Genomic DNA, 23,101 nt, shown 5'->3' on the forward strand with positions numbered 1-23,101 from the left:
TGGTCAGGAGCGTATGATGGCAGACGAATGCAGGCACGCCGGGGACATTCGCGGCGTGACACCGAGCGCGCTCGGCTGCGAGGAATGCCTGAAGAGCGGTTCGCAGTGGGTGCATCTGCGGCTCTGCCGCACATGCGGCCATGTCGGCTGCTGCGACGACTCGCCCAACCGTCATGCCACCAAGCATTTTCGGGCAACCGGCCATCCTGTCATCGAAGGCTACGATCCGCCGGAAGGTTGGGGATGGTGCTACATCGACGAAATCTTCCTCGACCTCGGCGACCGCACCACGCCGCAAAACGGTCCGATACCGCGCTTCATTTGAGCTTTTTGCGAGCGGGCCGTTTCCGTGAAACGATGAACCGTTCTAAAGCATGTCGCGCAAAAGTGTGCAGCGGTTTTGCGATAACGACATGTATAAAACAAGAATCTAAAGCGCGTTGCATGAGGCCGATCGAACGCGACGCGCTTTAGTCCAAGGCTGCTTCGGCTTGAGCGGGCGCATCGCGTCCCTCTGGTGGTGCCGATGACCGCTCGCGCATATGCCTGACCGTCTGGAGGACACGATCGGCAAGAAATGCCAGTGCGCCCTGTGCCGTGCGCGTCCCGATGACGGATTCCAGCGTAACCGCCTGCGTTGAGAATTTGTGTTTGAACGACTCTGCGCCACAGAGGAAATCGACCGTGCTCAAACCGTGATCTATCGACCACTGCACGTAATCCATCAACAGGATCACACCCGGCGACGCCCGGCCGAAATCCGGATCGAACGTCGTCACGAAGGCCATCATCACGTCGTGCTGGACGAAATTGATCGACACCGCGACCATCACGCCATTGCATTCGAGGACGAAGATATGCAGCACGCCGGCGCGCGCCAACGCACCGACGAGCGCGGCGAGTACCGGGACGCCCTCTTCGAACAGGTCTGACTCACGCATGCGCTCGGTCAGCCATTTCCGCTTCAAGGCCGCGAGGCGCTCCAGTACCGGTTGCAGCGGCTCGTCGGGGGCAAGCAGGCGAAATCTCACCTCTCCGGTTTCTTCCAGCGCTTTGATGCCGCGCCGATAGTTCTGGCGCGTCTTTTTCGACTGGCCCGCGAACCATGCCGCTCCGCTTTCCCATTGTCCGGCAACGCGATAGCTGACTTCCGTTCGGTGAAACGGACGAAGCCTGATGCCGCCGGAAGCTCCCGGCGTGAAAATTTTGCGGGCCGCCGCATCCGGCGAGAGACGACTGATCAAGGCAAGGTCGAAGCCGCCGGCATCGCAGAGTTGGGTCCATAGCTCCTGCAGCGCCGATAACGAGCATTCCGGAGCAACGAGAATATCCCCATAGTCGGTATAGCTGCCGGCCGCCCATTCGAGAAACCGCAGCCCCCTGCGCCTGCCGATCGCCAGCGGAACGACAGCAACGAGTCTCTCGCCCTTCCAGACCAGGCCGATCCGCAACGCGCGCTGGTCACGGCGTTGTACGGTACTCCACCATGCCGAAATCCAGGCATGGCTTTGAAAGATCAGCCCGTCGGTACGATGCCAAAGCTCCATCCAAGCGGCTTCGATCGCAGCCAGGCGATCCGCCGAACGGACGATTTCCAGGCGCTCCGCGCTTAGGACGTCGATGGAAACAGCGGTGTTCATGAAGGAGAACTGTCCTGTGGCTGCGCGACCACATTGGGCCGTCTGTGAAACAGTCGCATGACATGCCTTGCCATCTTCTTGAGCGGCAGGATGTAGAGCCCAAAGAGCGACTGGTAATCGCGCACATCGCGATCGACCAGGCCAAATTTCAGGTCTTCATCCGGCTCCGGGACAAATTGCGTTCCGAACAGACGATCCCAGAACGAAAAAAGCAGGCCGAAATTCTTGTCATAATGACGAGGGTCGATGCTGTGATGCACCTGGTGCCAGTGCGGACACAGGATGATGTTGTTCAACGGGCCGAACGATATCTTGAGATGCGTGTGACGAACAAAGTCCATCATCAGGATGTTACGGATGACGTAGACGTTGATGCCGAAGATAGCGACCTCTACCGGATCGAGTGCGATCAGGCTCCAGATCCCGAAGCAGATGCCCGGGATGACGCCATCCCACATACGGTTCATCAGATCGTCCAGCGGATGAACCCGGTCCTTGGTGATCCCCACCATCACCTCGGCCGAATGATGTACCTTGTGCAATTCCCACAGGAACGGGAAACGGTGCTGGGCGACGTGGTAGAGGTAGTATGAAATATCATAGGCGACCAGCATGGTTGCGGTGAAGATGACGATCGTCACCGGTCCCGCCGGGCCGCCGGGAAGCGGCGCGTGGATGTTAAGGAGCCAGCCAATTGCCTCGCGTGTGCCATAGCCCACCGCGACGACGAAGGTGACGCCGGCAGGAATAAGCAGGAAAGGCATCATCGCCCGTTTCGTGATCCAGAACATGGCGTCGGCTCGCGCCGACGGGTGCAGGATGACTTCCTGTGGGAAGGCGAAGTCGAAAAAGTCCCTGAGGGACTTATGTTCGGCAGTTCGCCAGTAGGCGATCACCGCGCTGCCCAGTGCGGTGAGGAGAAGCAGGCCGAGCGTGGTCAGATTGACGTTCGAAAGCTTTTCCACAATCGCTCTGGCAAATTCGGAAAACATTGATGCAGCGGCTCCTGGTCGTAAGAAGGCAGTCTGGGGGTCGTAAGAAGGCGATCTGGCGAATAGCAAAGCACAAAATTCCCGCCAAACTCGCTACGCCGCCTGCAACCAGTGGCTGTTGCGGGGCGCAGCGGGCAAAGCAGGCTGGATGGTGCGAGACTAGCAGATCAACGGTAACGAAACCGCTAAATGTCCAAACGTAATTAATGTCGAATACGGCTGGAACTCGCCCGGCAACTCTACGTTGGCACCGGCTTTTGCTGTTGCGGCGGGTGAATTGGGGCAAGATGGATATCGATCCCGGCTTCGCCCACTTCACCGTGCCAGGCGATGCGTTCGGCTTGCTGCCTGGTGCCAAAACGCAGTGAAACCCAACCGCCTTGGCCCGGCATGTCACCGCCGGCGCCGATATCGAGCACAGCATCAGGAAAGCGGATGGCCAACAGTACCTCGTCGCCGCGCAATACTGCGACCGTATCTTCGTGCCGGTCGGCATGGAGGCCGGGGGCCAGTTGGAAGACGATCTCGGACTGGCGCCTGCCGCCGAGCAGTTGGTCGGTGATGAGGATGCCATCGGCCTGGCGCGCCAAAGTGCGCTGATGCACGACGCCGAAGCGGCTTCTATAGCCGTCATGCCGGGCGCTCAGCCTCCAGTGCGTCCCCGGCTCGCTCTCCACCAGCGCTGCGACTGCCTTGTGCGACCAGTTGAAATTTCCAGCGATGGTGCTTTGGCTCTTGCCCTCGATGTTCAGCGTGTTGTGCGCCGGTGTGGAGCGGAACCAGTCGCGCCATGCGCCTCCCGAACCGTAGAGCCAGGTGCCGGGATCGACCAGCACCGGCTCATCGTCGATGCACAGGGTGAGCGACAGCGCGTCGGCATGGCCGTGCGCCGCTATCGAGAGATAGCCGAGCGGTCCATGGTCGAACGTTAGTTCGACATTGCGGCCATTCATTGCTCCGCGCCAGACGGAGAGCCCGCCTTGCGTGAATGTCTGCAAGCCATGCACCGCGGGCGCCGGGCCTGACGGCGCACCAAAGAAAAGCGAACGAAAATCGTCAGGCTCCGGCGCGTTGCCCGGCGTCCCCAGTAAGCCGTGGATGGCGGCCGCGACGGATCGGATATAGTTCGGCTCGTCGCCCAGCTTCAGCACATGGCCCTCATCGTCGTCGCCGAAGCGGGCGGCTTTCTGTGGCAGCCAGCCGACGAAATTGGCGAAGGCGCCCAGACGCGCTTCGACGGCCGAGGGAAACGGCGTTCCCGCCTGGCGCGCCGCGGCGGCGCACAGCAAGATGAGTTCGGCGCTGAAGGCTGCATAGGTCGGCGTTTGCTCGGCACCGGCGCCGTCGGCAAGAATCTGCTTGTGCGTCTCACTTAAGAGGGCGCTGCGGGCAATTTCGGATTCGGCCCCGAGCGCCAGGCCAACCAGATATTCGCCAGCCAACTCTGCGACGAGATGGTTGTTGGCGGAGGAATATCGCGACGGAAACCGCGGCAGCCAATAGGCGCTTGCCGCGAGTATCTCACCGGCTTTCCGCAGCGTCGCCGGGTCAAGCCGGTCACCGATAAGGTCCAGGGTGACGATCAGGCTGATGGCTCGCAGCGCTACTTCGATGCCGGAAGCCCAGCCAATGCCTCGGAACGGCGGATTGGCGGAATGCCAACTGCAGATTGCCGCCTCAATGGCACTCCGGGATCGATTGTCCTCGCTGAGGAGCAGGTGTGCAGCCAGTACTGGCAATTGCTGCAGCCGGTTGACCTCCCAGACATATTTTATATCGCCAAGGTCGCCGCCATCGCGAAAATCGATATCGAAAGTATGAGCCTCAGCGCCAGGCCAAAGCCTGCCGGTTACCGGATCAAGACGCCAAAGCTCAGCAGGAAACAAACGATCGGGCTCACGCTTTGGCCATGTCCGCCCGAGTGCCGAAAACCGGCCATGAAGCATCTCTTGCGCGGCCGCCGCTATGGCCTGCCGTTGAGCGTCGGTCGCTGCCAGCGCAGCATGGCGAAATCCGGGCAGCACTGGGTGCAACTGCGGCGATGGATAGCGTTCCCACCCATCATCGCGGCGGCGCGACGCGATCCTTCGACGTTGCTCGCCCAGCCGGTGCAACACCTCGGCCGGTCCCATGCTGCGCAATCGGTTGATGTACCAGCCGATTCTCATGCACGCCCCGTCAACGTTTCGGTCCTTGTATACCATGCCGTCGAAAAGCTGCGGGCCGGCAATCTTCTTTCCCGTTCGTTGCGGTTAATATCTCCCGCGAGCATGCGGAGGGAGCGATGCGAAAAGCGGTGTATTTTGTTGCCTGGGTGCTCGCCTTGCTTGTGGCGGCCGAGGCAGAGCCCATCCCTCTCAAGCGCGGCGTTGGCGTGCATCAGTGGCTCAACTGGTCGCCGGTGGCGAAAGACGGAACCTACGTTTGGCCGCCCTATCGCAGCGAAAAGGAGTGGCTTGCGGAAAGCAGGCCGCTCACCGACTGGCCGGCCGGGGAGGTGTTTGCCCACATCCGATCGATGGGCTTCGACTTCGTCCGGCTGAGCGTCGATCCCGGCCCGCTGCTTGCCAGCGGGGACGCCAGGCGGCAGCAGGCGCTGGACATTCTTGCCGCCGCCGTCGAGCGGATCACGTCGACCGGCCTCAAGGTGGTTTTCGACCTGCATGGCGTCACTCAGGTTACCGACTACAGCATGGAGATGATCTATGGTGGCGCCGACAGCAAGGGCGTTGCCCGCTATCGTCAAATGGTTGTGGCGGTCGCCGCCATGCTGGTCAAGATAGGCACCGACAAAGTCGCCCTCGAACCTTACAACGAGCCCGCATACTACCCTTGCGATGCGAGCGGCAGCGATCACTGGCAGCGGATCATGGCAGGGACCGTCCACGACATTCGAGCGGTCAGCAGCGAACTTACCATCGTTGCAACCGGCGCCTGCGGCGGCAGCATTGCCGGATTGGTCAACCTCAGCCCCGGCTTTGATGACCCAAACCTCTATTACAGCTTCCATATGTATGAGCCGCACAGCTTCACCCACCAGCGGCCCGATGACACGATCAGCTTTGCTTCGGGACTTCCCTGGCCGGCCGACAGCAGTACACCCGAAGTGGTGACCGAAACCCTTAGAGCGCGGATGGACGCTGCCGGCTTGAGCAGGGTCGAGCAGGTCATGAACATGGCCACCGCGCGCCAAGCAATCGCGAACTATTTCGAGCAGAATTGGGGCCAGAGCCAACTGGAGGCGAGCTTTCGCCAGGCTGTCGACTGGGCTGATGGCCATGGCATTCCCAGCCGGCGGCTCTTCATGGGCGAATTCGGCGCTATCCTCATGTCCGCGGACGGCCGCATGGGCGCCTTTGAGGCCGACCGTTCGCGCTATCTCAAGGCAGTGCGCCGAGAGGCCGAACGCTTCGCGATCCCATGGTCTGCCTGGGAGTTCTCCAATCCCTATGGGATGAGCCTCATCCCGCCCGATGGTCCCCCGGTTCCCGACCCGGAGATGCTGCAGGCATTGGGCCTGCCATAGGTGCCATCACTCGCCCTCACTAGCGAACAACCGGTGGCAATCCCTGACCCGCCAGGCTCGATCGAGGAACGGCCCGCGGCAGCTTTCTCCCGGTTGGGTTGTATTGGCACGAAGTGTTTAACACATTTGTTGTACTGAGTGGGGAATGCGCGCGCCTAGGGGGGAACAATGTGTGGAATTGCCGGATGGATCGGGCGAAGGGCTAAAAATCCACAAGAGCGGGCCGCCAAAATGTCAAACGCATTGCGGCATCGCGGTCCCGATGCCGAAGGCACCGAGATATTGGACCTGAATACCGGCGAGCAACAATTGGCATTGGTTCATCGCCGCCTGGCGATCATTGACCTAGCGCCCGAGTCGAATCAGCCGATGCAGATTGAGGACGGTCGTCTCAAAATAATTTTCAACGGCGAGATATATAACTACATCGAGCTGCGCCAGGAACTGATCGGCCTTGGCCATCATTTTCGAACGCGCTCCGATACCGAGGTGCTGCTCCGAGCCTACGATCAGTGGCGCTTGTCAATGTTCGACCGGCTGAGCGGCATGTTCGCCTTTGCACTCTGGGATGCTCAGAGGCAGGAATTGATCCTCGCCCGGGATCCCTTCGGGGAAAAGCCGCTTTACCTCATGCAAAGCGAAAAATTGCTGCTGTTTGCCTCGGAGATCAACGCATTGTTGTCATCGCAGCAAGATGCTCAGGAACTCGATATGGATGCCGTGCACGAGTATCTGAACTGGCGTTATGTGCCGGGACCGCGCACGCTCTTCAAACAGATCCGCAAACTCAATCCCGGAAGCTATGCTGTCTGGTCGCAAGGGGTAGTCAAGGAAACGCGCTACTATACGCCTCCGGACCAGGCGGCCGTTACCGAGCGGATCGACGGAAAAACCGCCAAGCGGCGATTTCTGGAATTGCTCGACCATTCCGTCGAGATCAGGATGCGCAGCGATGCACCTTTTGGGGCCTTTCTCTCCGGAGGGCTCGACTCCTCGGCTATCGTCGCGCTGATGGCCAGGCACAGCGCCACGCCCATTCGCACGTTTTCCGTCGGGTTCGACAACGCAGCCTATAGCGAATTTGCATTCGCCCGACGCGTTGCCGATCATTTCAAGACCGATCATTGCGAACTTGTAATCCAGCCAGGCGATCTGATGGATCATCTGCCGACGATGGTTCGCCAACGCGGGGCACCTGTTTCGCAAAGCAGCGATATTCCAATTTACCTGATGTCGGAGCGAGCCTCGCAAGACGTCAAGATGGTGCTCACCGGAGAAGGAGCCGACGAGATTCTCGGCGGCTATCCCAAGCATCGCGCGGAATCACTGGCCGGGATCTACCAGTCGCTTGTTCCAGCCTCGCTGCACGATAACGTCCTTTCTCCTTTGGCACGCGCCATGCCGGGCGCGTCGGCCAAGGTCGATACATTTGCCCGCACCGCGGGCGAAAGGGACTTTGCCGCCCGGATGGTCTCCTGGTTTGGAGCCGTTTCGGCGCAGCAGAGCGCTTGCCTGATCGGCGCGTCCGCAAATCGCCGTTATGAGCGCAATGACTTTCCGTTCTCGTCAAGTGCTGCGGCCTCCCATCTTCGCCGCGTGTTGTTTTTCGATCAGACATCGTGGCTGCCCGACAATCTCCTGGAACGAGGCGACCACATGATGATGGCCGGTTCAATCGAAGGAAGAATGCCGTTCCTCGATCGCGATCTGGTCTCGTTCGTCAGCAAATTGCCCGATCGCTACAGGCTGGGTTGGTTGCACAGCAAGCAGATCCTGCGCGACAGCATGGCCAATATCCTCCCGGAGGAAATTCTCAGCCGCCGCAAGGTCGGGTTCAAGGTACCGGTCGCCGAATGGTTTCGCGGATCGATGAGGAACTACGTGCATGACCATCTTTGCTCGCCTCACTCCGTCATTCGCAGCTATCTGAGTCCGAAACAGCTAGATCAAATCGTCTCGGAACACACCACGCGTGCCGCAGACCACGAAAAGCTGATATGGGCGCTGTTGAATTTGGAGATATTCCACCGCGAATTCAGGCTCGACGCGCCGCCGCGATCGTCGGCCTCAGCGCTTGACCGGTTGACGGCTTGACGCGGCCGACCGCCAGACATCGCAGATTGCGCCGACAAACGGGGCGAGCTCAAGCCGTTCCCGATGCACGGCCATGGCACCGGCACCAAGCCTTGCCCGCAGTGCCGGGTTCTCCACGAGGCGGCTCAGCGCCTCGGTCAACGCTGTAACATCGCCTGGCGGCACCAGCAGCCCGGATTGCCCGTCGGTGATTATGTCTTCGACGGCGCCAACCGGGGTCGCCACCACCGCCAAACCGGCTGCCATGCCTTCGATCACCGACATCGGCAGATTTTCGGCGAAGGATGGAAGAACCAGAATATCGGCCGAAGAAATCAGCGATGCGACATCGTCCGGTCCCACCCAACCCGGAAAGGCGATCCGGTCTGCAATCCCCAGCGCGGCCGATTTTGCCCGTGCCGCCTCGACTTCGCCATCGCCGGCAATCGTGGCACGCCAATTCTTGACAGGGCTCATGCGGTGCAGTGCCTCGAGCAATTGCGGTACGCCCTTGCGGTCGCCGATGCGGCCCAGGAACAGGATATGCACATGGTCGCCGCCGCCGACATGCGCCAGCGACGGGACTTCGGTCGCATTGGGCACGATCACGATATTGCCGGCTGCGCCCGGCGCCCGGCTGGCGACGAAATCGCGCCAAAGCCTGCCCAAAACGATCACCCGATCGGCATGCTCGAACAGAGCTTTGATACGGCGGCTAATGAAACCGCGGTCGGCTTTCCAGAATGTCTGATACTGCGCCCCGTGCAAATGCAGGACATAGGGTATCGACAGCAGCCGTGCGCAGGCGGCGATCACCATCTTGCGGTAGGTGCTGCCGGAAACTGAGATGTTGATATGAATGACATCGGCCCGTCCAGCCAGACGCGCTTTAAGCATCCGTAAGCAAAAACCGAGCATATAGAAGATCGAAAGTCCGACATGCCCCGGGCCACGACTGGCAAGGAAGCACACATCGATGTCGGCGATTTCTTGCCGTTCGAACTCCTGCTTCAGCGCGCCCATGATGCGGTCGATGCCGCCCTGCCCCGAAACGCCCGAGGGCGTCGCGACCAGGACATGTATTTTTCGATCGGATATGAGGCGCTGCAACATGATGGTACTCTAAATAACACAGACCGGGTAACTGCAAAGCAAACGTTCCCGATAAGTTTTACGGCAAATCTTTTAGTTCAAACTGAATCTGTTCACCCTTCGGCGTCATCGGGCTGGATTTTCCGCCAGTCGGCGGCTAGTCGAAGGTGAGTTTTCCAGGGACACGCCCTTGCTGCTCCGTTCCACGCTCATTTATGCTCCGGCGATCCTGCTGACGCGAATTTCGGCGCTGCTCCTGCTGGTCGTCGTGACGCGTTTGATCGACCAGACCGAGTATGGCCTGCTCACCCTGGTGGTGACCGTCGGCGAAATGACCGACATTGCCGTCACCAACTGGCTGCGCATCGCCTTGCTCAGGCTTGGCGGCAAGGGCGAAGTCAGCCGCGGCAGCCTGATGCTGGCCGGGCAGGTGTTGCTTGCCACCACGGCACTGGCGCTGGTCATATCGGTAGGCGCGTCGGCGGTGATCGTGCCTGAACGCTGGATCGAGTTCGCGATCGCAGTCTGCGGCTATCTGGTCGCCGGGTCCATCAGCCGCTTCGCGTTGACGGTGCTGCAGATGCAGCAGCGCCATTCGGTCTATTCGATGCTAGAAGCCCTGCGTGCCCTGCTGCAACTCGCGTTACCGATCGGCGCTATCCTTGTCTTTCAGGATAGCTTTCTGACGGTGTCGCTCGGCTCGAGCCTCGGCGCCTTGATTGCCGGCATCGTGGCGGGCATCATGGCATCGCGACGGCTCGTTGCCGGTCCGCCGCGTTTCACCCACAGGGACTTCTTTGCGCTCGGTGTGCCGCTGATCATCATGGCGCTGGTTGGCTTCGGGCTCAACAGCGCGGAGCGTCTGTTCCTCAAGTTCTATTACGATGCCAGCGCCGTGGCGATCTTCGCCGCAGCCTATGCGCTGGCCCGCCAGCCGATCGATATGGTCGCCAACGCCATCAACATGGGCGCCTTTCCCGAGGTGGTTAGCCGGTTCGACGAGGATGGGCCCGCGGCATCGGGTCGGTTGCTGTCGCAGTTAATGGCCTTGATGATGCGGCTTTGCCTGCCGATTGCAGCGATGCTGGTCGCGCTCAGCAGCGATATCACCGAGCTCATGCTGCCCTCGCAATATCACGGCCGCTTCGGCCTGCTGTTTCCGATCATTGCCTTCAGCGTGCTGTGCGCCAACCTCACCAGCTTCGTCTATGGCGTCGTGGTGCACGCGCACAAGCGGCCGTGGCTGCTGATCATCGCCAATCTCTTCGGCTCGGTGGCAACAATCGCATTGTCCCTGCTGTTGATCCCCCCGATGGCGGAGATCGGCGCCGCTTTGGCGCTGGCGGGCGGCTCGGTGGTGGGCTCCATAACCTGCATCATCATCAGCGAGCGGCTCACACCGGTGCCGGTGCCGTGGCGCGACATCGGTGTTTCGGTAATCATCTCGCTCAGCACGGGGGTGGCCGCCAAGCTTGCCAGCATGGTGGCCGGCGACCTGCCGGCGATCTTCTCGCTTGTCGCCGGCGGCACCACCGGCGCCGCGGTTTTCTTCGGGCTGACCTCGTTGTTCCACCCCGTGGCAGCGACGCAATTCGTCGCCCAGCTGCGAGCGCGGCTACGGATCGCGTAATTTCCAAGCGATCTGTAAGCAGGTATTTCTGAGGCTTACAACACATGGTGTACCTTGCCGGGGACGGGCTCGTTGCATATCCGACATTCGGTCTCCGGGTGTTCGGGTCATGAGAGCGAGGCGCCATAATGGTCCGCACGTCGCGCTCGGCGGAAAAATGCCAACGAATCCGCGGGATCGCAGTCGGGCGAGAAACGGATGATTGAAAAGCTGCAATCATCGGCATTTAGTCGAACCCGGCTTCTTGTCCAAGTCTGAGGGGGCAATGTGATTTCCCGATCCAAGAAGGTTAAACAATTTCGCGCTCTTCATAAATCCGGCTGCTTCGTGATCCCAAACCCTTGGGACGTAGCCGGCGCGCGGATGATGGCTGGTCTGGGTTTTAGGGCGCTGGCGACTACCTCTTCGGGCTACGCCTTTTCGAAGGGGAAGAAGGACGGAGCAAAGGAAGTCGGCCGCGCCGAAAGCTTGGCATATGCCGCCGAGATCGCAGCCTCGACGACCGTGCCGGTCACTGCCGATTTGGAAGATTGTTATGAAGACACACCAGAAGGCGTGGCTGAAACCGTCCGGCTTGCCGCCGAAGCGGGATTGGCTGGACTTTCGATCGAAGATCGACAACCAAATCCCGGCCAGCCAATACGCGATTTTGATACCGCGATGGCACGTGTAGCGGCGGCGGTTGCGGCTGCTCGAAAATACGACATCGTACTCACCGCCCGCGCCGATGGGATGGGTAAAGGCGTATATGGTCTCGACGAGGCAATTCGCCGCCTGAAGGCCTTCGAAGCTCTTGGCGCTGAGGTGCTGTATGCGCCGGGCGTCCCGGACCTGGCGTCTCTCGAGCAGATTTGCAGCTCTGTCAGTGCACCAGTGAATCATGTCCTTGGCCAAGGTGTTTCCGGTCTCACATTCGAGCAGATTGCCGAGGCCGGTGTACGGCGGATAAGCGTGGGCGGCTCACTTGCGCGCGCCGCTGGCGGAGCACTAATGAAAATATGCCAGGAGATCGCAACCGGGAAATATACGGCGTTGGAAAGCGCTCTGGCCTGGAACAGTCTTCGCGATCCTAAGCCTGTGGTCGAAAGGGGGCGACGCCTGCGTTCCGGACATTAGGCGCCGCGCCGCTGGAGCCCCGTAGGCGAAACTATAAACCGGCGTTTCGGCGCCAGCGACGCTCCCAGAACTCCCGGCACAGCAGTCCCGCATAGGCAGTGTTGGTATCGTAGTAGCGGCGCCACAAGCGTCGCGGCTCCTGGACGACGCGGAACAGCCACTCCAGGCCGGCCGCTTGTATCAGCTTCGGCGCGCGGGCAACCTTGCCCCCATAGACGTCGAAACTGCCGCCCACGCCCATCACGAAACTTGAGGCGAGTTCATCGCGGTAGCGTTTGAGAAAGCGTTCCTTGCGCGGTGTCGGCATGGCCACCAGCAGGCAGTCGGCGCCCGAGGCGTTGATCGCCGCGACGATCCCGGCCTCGTCCTCCGGCTTGAAATAGCCGTTGCGCATTCCCGCTATGACGAGGCTCGGATGGTCCTTGGCAAGTCTCACTACAACCGCGTCGAGAACGTGCTGTTCGGCCCCCAGCAGATACGGCCTGAATCCACGCTTCGCGCAGAGGCTCAGCAGATTGATCATGATGTCGACGCCCGCCACCCGCTCGGGCAGCGCGACGCCGCACAGACGTGCACCCCAAAGCACGCCGATGCCATCGACATTGACCACGTCCGCCCCGGCCACGTCCTCGCGCAGCTCGGCATTCTGGCGCATGGTCACCAGTTTGGCGACGTTCACGACCACATGATGCAGCGGCCGCCCCAGGGTCATCGCCTCGTCGGCGATGGCCAGTGTCTCGGCCATGGTCAGCGCATGGATCGGTGCGCCAAGGAACTCCCGGCGCCGTGATGCCAACAGGGAATGCTGCGCCCATGCCGGGGCGTGCGCGTTCATGCGGCCTGCTCCCTTGCAAGTGTCACTTGTGCGACCTCTGGTTTCTTGCCTTCGATGCGGGCGTCGGGCTTGCGTGCCTTGCGCCATGTCCACAGACCCCTCGTATCGACGAGCTTCTTATCCTTGAGCGCTTCGGGGTCGACCAGATTGAACTGCCGATGGTCGACCAGGAGGACGACGATATCGGACTTGTCGATGGCCGAAAGTGCGTCGGTGAACACGATGCCCCTGCCCTCGAGCTCATGCGGCAGCGCATTTGTGTTGGGTTCAGCCGCAATGATCTTCACATTGGGGATATCGGACAGAAGTTTCACCACCTCGACGGCCGGGCTCTCGCGCAAATCGTCGATGTTGGCTTTAAAGCTGAGGCCAAGACAGGCGATCGTCTGTTTGCGGGAGGGGTCGAGCAAGGCCTCGATATCCCTGACCACCGACATGGGCCGTTCGGAATTGATCCGGCGTGCCGAAGCCATCAGCCGCGTGCTGTTGGGTGCGGCGTCGATGATAAAATATGGATCGACCGCAATGCAGTGACCGCCAACGCCCGGGCTCGGCTGGAGGATGTTCACGCGAGGGTGTCGATTGGCGAGATCGATCACTTCCCATACATTGAGCGACAGGTCCTGACACACGGCGGCAAGCTCGTTGGCGAAGGCGATGTTGACGTCGCGGAACGCGTTCTCGGTCAGTTTCACCAGCTCAGCACTTTCGGCCGTCGTCATGAACAGGTCGCCGGTGACGAAGGTTGAATAGAGTGCCGCGGTCCGCTCCGACGATTTGCGGGACAATCCGCCGATCGAGCGATCGTTGTTGATCAGCTCGGTCAGCACCTTTCCCGGCAGCACACGCTCGGGCGAATAGGCGACCAGCACATCGGCGTCTTCGCCATGCTGGACAGGAAATTTGAGATCAGGCCGCAACTCGGCAAGCAGCCCGGTCATGATACGCGTGGTTCCAACCGGCGATGTCGATTCCAATACCACAAGGTCTCCGCGCTTCAGCACGGGGGCGATGCTTCGTGCCGCCGCGAGCACGTAGGTTACGTCCGGCTTATGATCGTGGGTCATCGGGGTCGGCACGGCGATGATATAGGCGTCCGCCGGCTGCGGCGTGCTGTAGGCCATGAGCTTGCCGTTCGCCACGACCTTCTGGATCAGACCGTCAAGGTCCGGCTCGACGATGTGGATTTCGCCGCGATTGACCTTCTCGACCACCGCTCCGTTGACATCGACGCCAATGACGTTGAGCCCGCGGCTGGCGAAAATGGCGCAGGTCGGCAGGCCGATATATCCCATGCCGATTACGGAAACGGTTTTGATTTCAGCCATGATGCAGCAGTTCCTCAACAATCCGGTTACTAGCCCGGCCATCGCCATATGGGTTGTGTCGTTCCGCCATGCCGCGATAGGCAGCCTGATCGTCGAGCAGGCGATTGGCGTTGAACAGGATTTTTTCGACATCGGTGCCGACAAGGCGGGCGGTGCCGGCCACGATCCCCTCGGGTCGCTCGGTATTTTCGCGCATCACCAGCACCGGCTTGCCGAGCGACGGCGCTTCTTCCTGCACGCCGCCGCTATCGGTAAGCACCAGATAGCTCTGCTTCTGCAGGTACAGGAACGGCAGATAGTCCTGCGGCTCGACCAGATGGATGTTCGGCACGCCTTCCAGCTCTGCGTTGACCACCGAGCGCACATTGGGGTTTGGATGGACAGGGTAGACGATCTGCACGTCTCCCCGCGCCGCCAATCCCTTCAACGCCGTACAGATGCGCTGGATGCCGCCGTCGAAATTCTCGCGGCGATGTCCGGTGACGAGGATCATCTTCTTGGAAGGATCGAGGAAGGGAAAGCTGGCAGCGAGCTTCGCGTTCATCAGCCTGTCGGCATCGATCGCGCTTGAAAAATGCAACAGCGTGTCGATCACCGTGTTGCCGGTCACGAAAATGGTGCTTTCGGCCTTTCCTTCGGCGATGAGATTGTCGCGCGCTTGAACGGTCGGCGCAAAATGCCAGGTGGCGATGTCGCCGGCAATCTTGCGGTTCAGTTCTTCAGGAAACGGCGAGTTGATGTTGTGGCTGCGCAATCCTGCTTCGACATGAGCGACGGGGATACGCTTGTAGAAGGCAGCAAGAGCCGCGGCCATTGCCGTGGTGGTGTCGCCCTGTACCATGACGATATCGGGCTTCGCCTTGTCCAACACCTCGGCCATGCCCAGGAGCACGCGCGAGGTCACATCGAACAGCGACTGGCCGGGTTGCATGATGTTGAGATCGTGGTGCACAGGCAAGCCGGTCAGCTCGACAACCTGGTCGACCATTTCACGATGCTGGGCGGTTATGCATATTTCGGTGATGAAGCCTGGATGAGCGAGGGCGGCACGCGCCACTGGAAAGCATTTGAGTGCCTCCGGCCTAGTGCCGAACACGATCAGCAGTTTCTGCCTGGATGGCAGTTTTGGACGTGAAAGGACGTTCATCGCTGATCCTGGTCGCCTGCAGCCTTCGGGACATGCCGACTATTGCCCGCAAGAGTCATAATAGCGCCGGAAAGCGCCTTCGTGATCTCAATTCTTAATATATGATTAACAACCAACGCCGCGTTCTCCCGGTTTAACTCTTGTGAAAGGTTGGACTGACAAGTAGTCTATGGCAGTAGTCTTGAAAAAGAATATATTGGATTGACTAATATTTTAATCATCGGCCACGCCGACACATCCCGGCGCTGGGAAAATGAGCTTCTGGCGCGGTTGAGTGCGGCTGGACATGCGGTTTCGAGTTGCCGCGCGCCGACGCCTGAACCCAATGCGCGCACGATGGATAATGTGCTGGCGCTCGAGGGCCGGCGCTTCGGCCCCTCACTGGCAAGCCGTTCCCGGCCGTTGCCGTCCGGCGACACCGGCCCAGTCGATCTTATAGTCGATCTCACGGCTACCGCCGCACGACGCGGCACGCCTGTCCTGACGCTCGAATTTTGCGGCCAAAGCAGCTTTGCCGCAGGTATGACCGAGATGCTGGCGAGCGGGCGGCTGCCCGAACTCACCGCGCGCCTCGACGGCGTTGCCGTCGCCAGGGCGCGGCCGATGATCAGCGACCGGTTGTGGCTGTCCCGAACCAGCAACGACCTGCTCGCCGGCGCCATCTCCCTGATTGCCCAATGTGTCGCCCGCTTTTCCGCGGGCAAACTTGCGCCGATTGCCGAGAGCCCGGCGCCGCCCCTGCAGAAAGGCGGATTTATCGGGCACTATCTGCCCTTTTTCGGCAGGGGGTTAGTCGACCGCGCCGTGCAAAAACTGCGACGTGGTCGGCGTCCCTTCTATTGGCAGGTTGCTTATCGGCTGATCGACGGTCCAGGCGTCGCCGAAACCGGACAGCTGGATGGTAAGCCCTTCACCGTGCTTGCCGATGACGGGCAGCGATTCTACGCCGATCCGTTCGTCCTCGAGCGCGACGGCCGTCATTTTCTGTTTGTCGAGGAGTTTCCCTACTCCACTGGCCGCGGCGTGATTTCTGTCGCTGAACTTGGCACCGATGGCACTTTTGGTGTGCCGAAGGTGGTGCTGGAGGAAGCGCATCACCTGTCATATCCGCAGGTGTTCGCTCACTCCGGCGAGATTTTCATGATCCCTGAAAGCGCTACGGCGCGCGAAGTGGTGCTCTACCGTGCCGTGCAGTTTCCGGATCGCTGGGTACGCGACACGGTGCTGATGATGGACAGGGACTTCAACGACGCCACGCTGCTCGAATCCGACGGCCGCTTCTGGCTGTTGGGGACTGAGCGGTTCGGTCACGGTAGCGCGTCCGACACGATGGCGGTCTATTCCGCCCCTGCGCTGCGTGGGCCTTGGGTCGCGCATGCGCTCAATCCCATCGCCGTCGATCACTCGGCCACTCGGCCGGGCGGCGCTTTCATCCGCCAGGGCGACGCTTTGCTGCTGCCCGTGCAAAACGGGTCTAGAGCCTATGGCGGCGGCCTGGGATTGATGCGGTTGGATCGCCTTGACGACTTCGATGTCCTGTTTGCACCGCCCCACCCGATCGGCCCAGGACCGGCATGGGCGCGGGCGGGCATCCACACGCTCAATCGCGCAGGCAATGTCGAGGTTGTGGATAGCGCCGGCTGATGCGTCTGGAGCCTGCGCTTATCCAAGCCGATCCAGTTTCGGCTCGGATGCGACAGCGGTCGAAGACGTGCTCTTCGGCTGGTTTCTATACGGCACGTTTCTATAGGCAAGCAGCAACACCACGATAGTCGTAATATCCGGCGCTTTTGACGAGAGCGCGTTGTTCGACAGCGCAGCAAGCAGGAATGTCATGGTGCCGATCCATGCCGGCAGCGGCGCCGCGCGCAGCAGCCGAAAAATGAACCAGAATACCAGCACTATGAAGAGCACGGCTATCGGCAAGCCGAAGAGCATGGTGATGACCACCGGAGCGCTCTCGATATAGGGCAGATGCAGCTTCTCTTTGACGATCGCCAGGAGGTCGTCGACGTTCATGCCAAACAGGATGTCTTTCCAGCTAACAAGTCCGAATATCTGGTAGATCGTCACCCGCGCCATGAAATTCTCGTCAAAGATCGTGTTGCCGAATCGATTCAGCAGCCCGCCCGAGAATAGTATGGCCACCAGCACTGCGCCGCTCACCAGGGCGAACAGCAGCACCACGGACTTGGCCTGCCGCTGGTGCTTGAGAGTCAGGCGCGGCCAAGGCACGAACAGCAGCAGAATGAGGGTTTCTCCCGCTGCGAGCATCAGGGCGGCGCGAGCGCCTGACGCAGCACAACCGACGAGCAACACGAGAATCGATGCCACCCGCACCCATATGCGCCAGCGCGTCAGCGGCACGAATCCGATGGCTGTGGCGCAGAGCGCGCCTAGCGCCAGCGGGTGCGCCGATAGGCCAATTGGCCTGAACTGCAGTTCGTTGAGACCGTAAGGCATAAATCGATGTTGAGTCACCGCTTCGATCGTGCCGAGCACAGCGCTGAGGATCACCATTCCAAGCACGACGTCGCCCAACGCCCGCCGCACTTCCGCGTTCAAGGCCAGCATCAACAGGCCTGCGGCGCCGGCCACCAGATAAGAATCGATAATGAACCCGGAGGAGCCCGCACGGCCGGTGACGAACAGATAGGGCACCAGCGCGAACATCAGCACCGAAAAGCGAATCAACGCTTTGAATATCCCAATTTCGTCGCCCTGCAGCAGAAACGGTCGGCTGAAAAGAACGACGGCAAGGACCAGGAAGATCGCATAGGTGCCGAAATGCAGCTTCTCGTAGAACGAGCCCCCCTGGGCCGTATAGTCGACGACCATGTTCATCACCTGCGGCGACACCGTAAAGCGAAGCAGGAGCGCGAAGGCGGCGCATAGGAAAAACAGCAGCGACAGCGCGTTCTCACGGCGCGCTCGACTGGGCAACAATCGTTCCGATGCGGCAGCGGGATAGCTCATGGCCCATCCAGGTGAAGGTATTCAAACAGCATTCCGGGCAACGAGACCCCTTCAACGTCCGCCGGACGGACAGCGTGAGCGGTAAAATGGGCCAACTTGGAAAATAAGATCTTAACGATGTTTCTGTAGAGCAGGCCAAGCGTAATGATTTAACAAGGGTTGTCACCATGTCTGCCGGTTCCGGCACACCCCCTATCTCCGCGACGGCTTCCAATAACAGTGCATTCGAGCGTATCGCCAATGCACGGCGCAGGGCATTGCTGCAACAGCATGGCCCAGTCGCGGGGCTAAGCTCCGCGCCGGTGACGCCGCAACCTCCAGAGCCTGTCGCAACGGTGACCCTGGACAAGATCGGCGATTTCCTTGAGCTCGATTTTCGGCGTCTGTTCGTCTGGCTGCGGGCCGGCCTCGCCCTGGCCTTCATGCTGGCGGTAGTCGGCGGCATTGTCGGCGGCGCCTATGCATTGCTGAGCAAGCAGCGTTACACCGTCACGACCGAGGTCCTCATCAACCCATCCAATTTGCAGGTTGTGGAAAACGACCTCTACTCGCAACCGGGCCAGGTCGATAGCCAGTTGCTCAGCACGCGCAGCAAGCAGCGCATCCTGACCTCGGGCAACGTGCTTTCCCGTGTGGTGGACGAACTGAACCTGACTCACGATCCGGAGTTTTTCGATCCGGACCGGAGCACATCCTCGTCCGGCGCTGTGGCGAAGCCCGACCCGAGGCTCATCGCCTTGAAGAACCTGGCGGACCGGGTAGACGCCATCGCGGATCCGACCTCGTTTGTCACAACCCTCTCGGTATCTGCGGAAACCACCGCCAAGGCGATCCTGATCTCGCAGGCCATAGTCAAAAACTTCCAGGAAGAACTGGCTAAGGCCGAAGCTGCCGGCGCCAGCCGTGCCGCGGCTGCCCTTGACAGCCGGCTTGGCCAACTCAAGAGCGACGTGCAGGCAGCCGAAGAGAAGGTCGAGAGCTACAGGCGCAGCCACAACCTGTCGTCCAGCAATGGCCAGCTCGTCAGTTCGCAGACGCTGACGCAGCTCAATGGCGAAATCGTCGATGCGCAATCGCGTGTCATCGCCGCGCAGGCAAGCTACGACGCCCTGGTTGCCTCCGGTATCAACGGGGCCAATCCCGACCCCACGGTTTCGGAAGCGCTCGCTGCGCTGCGCGACAGGTCAAACAGCCTGCGGCAGCAGATCGACTCACAGTCGATGACCTTCGGTCCGCGCCACCCGACGATTGTCAGGCTCAGGACGGAACTCGAGACCGTCAACTCGCAACTCCGGGCCGAGTTCTCCCGCACCGTCGGCACGGCAAAGGCCAGCCTGGACAAGGCCCGGGCCTCGTTGGCTTCTCTCAACGCCAGGATGAACGATCTGAAGGGCAATGTATTCACCGACAGCGAATCCGAAGTCGCCCTGCGTGAACTTGAACGCGATGCCGCGTCCAAGAGAGCGGTCTATGAGAGCTTCCTGTCACGTGCGCGCCAAATCAGCGAGCGCGAGCAGATCGACACCACAAACGTACAGGTGATTTCGACCGCGGTGCCCCCGCCCGCGCGCTCATGGCCCCCGCGCACTGCCCTGGTGGCAGGCGCCGGAGCGTTCGCAGGCTTTGCCCTGGGGATGCTGCTGGCCATCGGCATGGGCATCATCCGCGACATGCGCCGGCCGCCGAACCGATCAGGCGTTGCCGCCAGCCGAGCCTGAAGCAAGGCATGGTGAAGCGCATCGTTTTCCACATCGCCAGCCTGAGGGGCGGCGGCGCCGAACGTGTTTTCGTCCTGATGGCAAATGAACTGGCATCGCGTGGCCACGAGGTCACGCTTTTTACCTGGAACGCGGAAGGCCCTAACGCCGCGCTGCGTTCCGCTGCCGTGCATCTGGTCGACTTCGGCCTTCTCTTGCGCGGCGAGGGTTACGCCAAGTCGGCGACACTGAAAGGCATCGTGCGAAGCGCAAATTTGTTCCGCCGCCTTAATCCTGATGCGGTCTATAGCGCCCCGGAATTCGCCAATCTGGTGATGGCGCTGTCACTCATGTTGGCCAGAAGCCGGGCAAAATTCTTTCCAAGCTTCCATGCCGCCGCCTCGCTGCCTGCCAGCGGCCTCGGCGCGAGGCTGGCGATCTGGCTTTCCGCGCTGGTTGCAGCGCGCGCAACCAAAGCCATCGCCGTTTCGGCGGGTGTTGGCCGTGACATCATCGCCCGCGACTTCCCCGAATCGAAGGTTGTCGTCATCAACAATCCGCTGCCGCCGGCTGTAGCACCGCAGAGGAAATCCTATGCCTGGCAGGCAGCGTTGGCGGCGATGGGCGATGGCCCGGTCATCGCCACCGCGGGACGCCTGGTGCCGGTCAAGGACCACCGGACTTTGCTGCGGGCCTTCGCTGCCCTGCGCGCCGGCCGCCCTGCCCGGCTTGTCATCTTCGGCGAAGGTCCGCTGGCTGCCGAATTGCACGCCTGTGCCGAGCAGATCGGCATTGGCCAGGACGTACTCTTTGCCGGCTACGTCAACGATCCCGCAGCCTGTTACGCCGCAGCCGATCTGTTCGTCCTTACATCCACGAGCGAAGGCTTTGGCAACGTCTTGGTCGAGGCCATGGCCGCCGGTGTCCCCGTAATCTCCACCGATGCTCCGCACGGCCCGCGCGAAATACTCGGTGACGGCCGCTTCGGCACCTTGGTGCCGATCGGTGACGCCGCGGCCCTGGCGAAGGCGATGGCCGAGACGCTGGACCACCCCACCCCTGCTGCCGTGCTGAAAAACAGGGCGGTGGATTTCACAGTCGACAAGATTGGCAATCAATACGAAGCGTTGCTCTAGTCGTTACGCACTGGCAGCAAATCGGCGTTGGATGCGGTCGACGTAGTCGGGCTTTGATTGCGATAATCTCTTCACGGGCTGGGGCGCAACGAATTCATCGTGAGACGTTTCCTCGTTCCTTGAGTTGTTGGGCAAGGAAATCCTTGACCGAATCGAGAACCGCGTCCCGTTCATGAGATATGCCTGGCAGCAAATCGAAGCGCACGCGCGCCCCCGCCTCCTCGAACGATCGACACAATGCCACGAGGCGTTCCGGCCGTGTTCGCCCGGCATCGTTGGCGCCTGGCATCCAATGGGTGCTGCCTTGGACATGAGTGATTTCCCAAGTCTCCAGGTCAGCGCCGCCGACGATCATCTGGAAAGGCACTTTTGCCAGCGCTGCGGCATCGAAGGTGATGCCGAACTTCTCCGGCAGATCGCGAATGCCCACCCACCAGTCATGCGTCGGATCGAGCAAGGTCACCGAGCCTGGCGCGCCGATTGAGGCCGCCCAGAGCCTGTCGGGATGCAGGATAGCAAAACGATGCGTGAAATGTCCGCCGCCGGAAAATCCGAACATGGCAAAGCGGCTCCAATCCTGACTGTATTTGGCGCTGACCTCCTCAACCATGGCGAGCAGCACCTGATCGTAGCGTATGTTGCCCTCGAGCAAATATTTGTACCCGCTGCGGGCATCATCCCCGAGAACGCCGATTGGAAACAGCGGACACAAAACGGCGCAGCCGTTCCAGCGTCCGAACTCGGAAAACGCGTCGCGGAATCCAAGAAAAGAGGTGCGGCCGGTGCCATGGACAGCGACCATCAGATCGACTTTGGCCCCTTCCCCAACCGCGGGAGGCACATACAGGCAATAGTGAAAGCGCGCGTCTGATTTGGAAGCAAAGATGGCGGTCGCGCCAAGGTCATAGGTAGCGCGACCGCGATCCGCGACAGGCCCCTTGGCAACACTTGTCAAATCGATAACTCCTTAATAGGCCCGGCGTTCCGACAACAATATACCGGTCGGCCGACCTCGTGAACTGGAGGCGCCTCCAGGCAGCCGCGAGGAGGACCTCGTCGTGCACCGGAAGCAGGGCGCCGCCGGGACGATCAGGGACAAAAAGAATGCCTTCGCCAACGCCTCGGGAAGCCGCCATTAACTTTTCGTTAACCATGCCGGGCTAGCCTTAACCAATCAGTAAGGACTCGCCTCTGTGACCTGCGTCGCTCCCATCCAAAACAAGTCCATACGCTTTCGAGCGCGCTCGTTTGTAGCCTTCACCCTCACCCCTGAGGCTCCGCTAGGGGAATGGCTGCAAAGCCTCGATCACTGGACCGAAAACTCCCCCGGCTTCTTTGCCGGCCGCCCGGTCGTGCTCGATCTGAATATACTCAAGCCCGAGGTGGGCGAGATGCGGGATCTGGTCTTACAGCTCGCGGAGCGCGGGATTCGCATCTACGCGATCGAGGCCGATGGCAATGTAGCGCTCGATGCCGATCTGCCGCCGCTCCTCGTTGGCGCCAAGGAGGCCACCGCTGATGCGCTTTACGTGCAGCCGGACCCGAAGGCCGCCGCTGAGGCCAAGACGGAAGAACCGCAGGCGCCGAACTCATTGATGATCAAGGCACCGATCCGCTCCGGCCAGTCGATCTTTCATCCCGATGGCGATGTGGTCATTGTCGGCTCCGTCAGTTCCGGTTCCGAGATCGTCGCCGGAGGATCGATCCACGTCTACGGCACGCTGCGTGGACGTGCGTTCGCCGGCGCCACGGGAAATTCCGCGGCTCGCATCTTTTGCCGGAAAAACGAAGCCGAACTTCTGGCGGTGGACGGCTGGTACCGCACTGCCGAGGAGATGGACGCCTCCTCGCGAGGAAGGCCGGTACAGGCCTTTCTCGAGGACGGCGCACTTTGCGTCGCACCGCTCAACTAA

General features: G+C 60.9%; 18 protein-coding genes. 9 read left to right on the top strand and 9 right to left on the bottom strand.

What is annotated here, in order from left to right; translation table 11 throughout:
* Window positions 1–13: 13 nt before the first annotated feature.
* On the top strand, window positions 14–325 hold the full coding sequence (locus tag NKJ81_RS21840) for a UBP-type zinc finger domain-containing protein (protein WP_352501352.1): 312 nt from the start codon (window positions 14–16) through the stop codon (window positions 323–325).
* A 145-nt stretch (window positions 326–470) separates the two neighbouring features.
* Here the strand turns inward: NKJ81_RS21840 and NKJ81_RS21845 are convergent, their stop codons facing one another.
* From NKJ81_RS21845 to NKJ81_RS21855, 3 genes are all read right to left on the bottom strand, one after another.
* Complete coding sequence (locus NKJ81_RS21845; RefSeq protein ID WP_352541690.1) at window positions 471–1,640, bottom strand: GNAT family N-acetyltransferase; 1,170 nt, start codon at window positions 1,638–1,640, stop codon at window positions 471–473.
* Window positions 1,637–2,632 carry a sterol desaturase family protein gene (locus tag NKJ81_RS21850; RefSeq protein WP_352541691.1) on the bottom strand — a complete coding sequence of 332 codons (996 nt, stop codon included), beginning with the start codon at window positions 2,630–2,632 and terminating at the stop codon, window positions 1,637–1,639. Before NKJ81_RS21850 ends, NKJ81_RS21845 begins: the two co-directional genes overlap by 4 nt.
* Before the next feature lie 239 nt (window positions 2,633–2,871).
* A complete protein-coding gene (locus NKJ81_RS21855) occupies window positions 2,872–4,800 on the bottom strand; it encodes a heparinase II/III family protein (RefSeq protein WP_352541692.1) in 1,929 nt (642 codons plus the stop codon).
* 116 nt (window positions 4,801–4,916) lie between these two features.
* On the opposite strand from NKJ81_RS21855, the gene NKJ81_RS21860 reads away from it, so the two are divergent.
* The gene (locus NKJ81_RS21860) at window positions 4,917–6,158 is read left to right on the top strand and encodes a glycoside hydrolase family 5 protein (protein WP_352541693.1); all 1,242 of its coding nucleotides are present in this window, start codon (window positions 4,917–4,919) and stop codon (window positions 6,156–6,158) included.
* Between the two features lie 168 nt (window positions 6,159–6,326).
* Window positions 6,327–8,252 carry an asparagine synthase (glutamine-hydrolyzing) gene (gene asnB / locus NKJ81_RS21865; RefSeq protein WP_352541694.1) on the top strand — a complete coding sequence of 642 codons (1,926 nt, stop codon included), beginning with the start codon at window positions 6,327–6,329 and terminating at the stop codon, window positions 8,250–8,252.
* Here asnB and NKJ81_RS21870 read toward each other — a convergent pair.
* A complete protein-coding gene (locus tag NKJ81_RS21870; RefSeq protein ID WP_352541695.1) occupies window positions 8,226–9,344 on the bottom strand; it encodes a glycosyltransferase family 4 protein in 1,119 nt (372 codons plus the stop codon). The two genes, asnB and NKJ81_RS21870, sit on opposite strands and share 27 nt — an antisense overlap.
* Before the next feature lie 169 nt (window positions 9,345–9,513).
* Here NKJ81_RS21870 and NKJ81_RS21875 point away from each other — a divergent pair, with 169 nt between their 5' ends.
* Window positions 9,514–10,953: a lipopolysaccharide biosynthesis protein gene (locus NKJ81_RS21875; protein WP_352541696.1), complete on the top strand. Its 1,440-nt coding sequence runs from the start codon at window positions 9,514–9,516 to the stop codon at window positions 10,951–10,953.
* A 267-nt stretch (window positions 10,954–11,220) separates the two neighbouring features.
* Window positions 11,221–12,069: an isocitrate lyase/PEP mutase family protein gene (locus tag NKJ81_RS21880; protein ID WP_352541697.1), complete on the top strand. Its 849-nt coding sequence runs from the start codon at window positions 11,221–11,223 to the stop codon at window positions 12,067–12,069.
* A gap of 31 nt (window positions 12,070–12,100) precedes the next feature.
* Here the strand turns inward: NKJ81_RS21880 and NKJ81_RS21885 are convergent, their stop codons facing one another.
* From NKJ81_RS21885 to wecB, 3 genes are read right to left on the bottom strand one after another with little or no spacing between them, the layout of a single operon-like run.
* The gene (locus NKJ81_RS21885) at window positions 12,101–12,904 is read right to left on the bottom strand and encodes a WecB/TagA/CpsF family glycosyltransferase (protein ID WP_031211886.1); all 804 of its coding nucleotides are present in this window, start codon (window positions 12,902–12,904) and stop codon (window positions 12,101–12,103) included.
* A complete protein-coding gene (gene wecC / locus NKJ81_RS21890; RefSeq protein WP_352541698.1) occupies window positions 12,901–14,232 on the bottom strand; it encodes a UDP-N-acetyl-D-mannosamine dehydrogenase in 1,332 nt (443 codons plus the stop codon). Before wecC ends, NKJ81_RS21885 begins: the two co-directional genes overlap by 4 nt.
* The gene (wecB, locus tag NKJ81_RS21895) at window positions 14,225–15,379 is read right to left on the bottom strand and encodes a non-hydrolyzing UDP-N-acetylglucosamine 2-epimerase (protein WP_352541699.1); all 1,155 of its coding nucleotides are present in this window, start codon (window positions 15,377–15,379) and stop codon (window positions 14,225–14,227) included. The genes wecC and wecB overlap by 8 nt, the downstream gene beginning before the upstream one ends.
* A gap of 201 nt (window positions 15,380–15,580) precedes the next feature.
* Between wecB and NKJ81_RS21900 the strand changes: the two genes are divergently transcribed.
* Window positions 15,581–17,023 carry a glucosamine inositolphosphorylceramide transferase family protein gene (locus NKJ81_RS21900; protein WP_352541700.1) on the top strand — a complete coding sequence of 481 codons (1,443 nt, stop codon included), beginning with the start codon at window positions 15,581–15,583 and terminating at the stop codon, window positions 17,021–17,023.
* Between the two features lie 18 nt (window positions 17,024–17,041).
* On the opposite strand, the gene NKJ81_RS21905 is transcribed toward NKJ81_RS21900, so the two are convergent.
* On the bottom strand, window positions 17,042–18,355 hold the full coding sequence (locus NKJ81_RS21905; protein WP_352472504.1) for a VpsF family polysaccharide biosynthesis protein: 1,314 nt from the start codon (window positions 18,353–18,355) through the stop codon (window positions 17,042–17,044).
* Between the two features lie 167 nt (window positions 18,356–18,522).
* Between NKJ81_RS21905 and NKJ81_RS21910 the strand changes: the two genes are divergently transcribed.
* Window positions 18,523–20,073: a GumC family protein gene (locus NKJ81_RS21910; protein WP_352472503.1), complete on the top strand. Its 1,551-nt coding sequence runs from the start codon at window positions 18,523–18,525 to the stop codon at window positions 20,071–20,073.
* Between the two features lie 8 nt (window positions 20,074–20,081).
* On the top strand, window positions 20,082–21,188 hold the full coding sequence (locus tag NKJ81_RS21915; protein ID WP_352541701.1) for a glycosyltransferase: 1,107 nt from the start codon (window positions 20,082–20,084) through the stop codon (window positions 21,186–21,188).
* A 94-nt stretch (window positions 21,189–21,282) separates the two neighbouring features.
* On the opposite strand, the gene NKJ81_RS21920 is transcribed toward NKJ81_RS21915, so the two are convergent.
* On the bottom strand, window positions 21,283–22,143 hold the full coding sequence (locus NKJ81_RS21920) for an alpha/beta hydrolase (protein WP_352472501.1): 861 nt from the start codon (window positions 22,141–22,143) through the stop codon (window positions 21,283–21,285).
* A 238-nt stretch (window positions 22,144–22,381) separates the two neighbouring features.
* Between NKJ81_RS21920 and minC the strand changes: the two genes are divergently transcribed.
* Window positions 22,382–23,101: a septum site-determining protein MinC gene (gene minC, locus NKJ81_RS21925; protein ID WP_352472500.1), complete on the top strand. Its 720-nt coding sequence runs from the start codon at window positions 22,382–22,384 to the stop codon at window positions 23,099–23,101.

Source organism: Mesorhizobium sp. M0018 (assembly GCF_040323955.1).
Taxonomy (GTDB): Bacteria; Pseudomonadota; Alphaproteobacteria; order Rhizobiales; family Rhizobiaceae; genus Mesorhizobium.

Excerpts from the sequence above, each read along its gene's own strand:
- NKJ81_RS21840 (WP_352501352.1), top strand. The coding sequence starts at position 14 with ATGATGGCAGACGAATGCAGGCACGCCGGGGACATTCGCGGCGTGACA.
- NKJ81_RS21845 (WP_352541690.1), bottom strand. The coding sequence starts at position 1,640 with ATGAACACCGCTGTTTCCATCGACGTCCTAAGCGCGGAGCGCCTGGAA.
- NKJ81_RS21850 (WP_352541691.1), bottom strand. The coding sequence starts at position 2,632 with ATGTTTTCCGAATTTGCCAGAGCGATTGTGGAAAAGCTTTCGAACGTC.
- NKJ81_RS21855 (WP_352541692.1), bottom strand. The coding sequence starts at position 4,800 with ATGAGAATCGGCTGGTACATCAACCGATTGCGCAGCATGGGACCGGCC.
- NKJ81_RS21860 (WP_352541693.1), top strand. The coding sequence starts at position 4,917 with ATGCGAAAAGCGGTGTATTTTGTTGCCTGGGTGCTCGCCTTGCTTGTG.
- asnB (WP_352541694.1), top strand. The coding sequence starts at position 6,327 with ATGTGTGGAATTGCCGGATGGATCGGGCGAAGGGCTAAAAATCCACAA.
- NKJ81_RS21870 (WP_352541695.1), bottom strand. The coding sequence starts at position 9,344 with ATGTTGCAGCGCCTCATATCCGATCGAAAAATACATGTCCTGGTCGCG.
- NKJ81_RS21885 (WP_031211886.1), bottom strand. The coding sequence starts at position 12,904 with ATGAACGCGCACGCCCCGGCATGGGCGCAGCATTCCCTGTTGGCATCA.
- wecC (WP_352541698.1), bottom strand. The coding sequence starts at position 14,232 with ATGGCTGAAATCAAAACCGTTTCCGTAATCGGCATGGGATATATCGGC.
- wecB (WP_352541699.1), bottom strand. The coding sequence starts at position 15,379 with ATGAACGTCCTTTCACGTCCAAAACTGCCATCCAGGCAGAAACTGCTG.
- NKJ81_RS21905 (WP_352472504.1), bottom strand. The coding sequence starts at position 18,355 with ATGAGCTATCCCGCTGCCGCATCGGAACGATTGTTGCCCAGTCGAGCG.
- NKJ81_RS21910 (WP_352472503.1), top strand. The coding sequence starts at position 18,523 with ATGTCTGCCGGTTCCGGCACACCCCCTATCTCCGCGACGGCTTCCAAT.
- NKJ81_RS21915 (WP_352541701.1), top strand. The coding sequence starts at position 20,082 with ATGGTGAAGCGCATCGTTTTCCACATCGCCAGCCTGAGGGGCGGCGGC.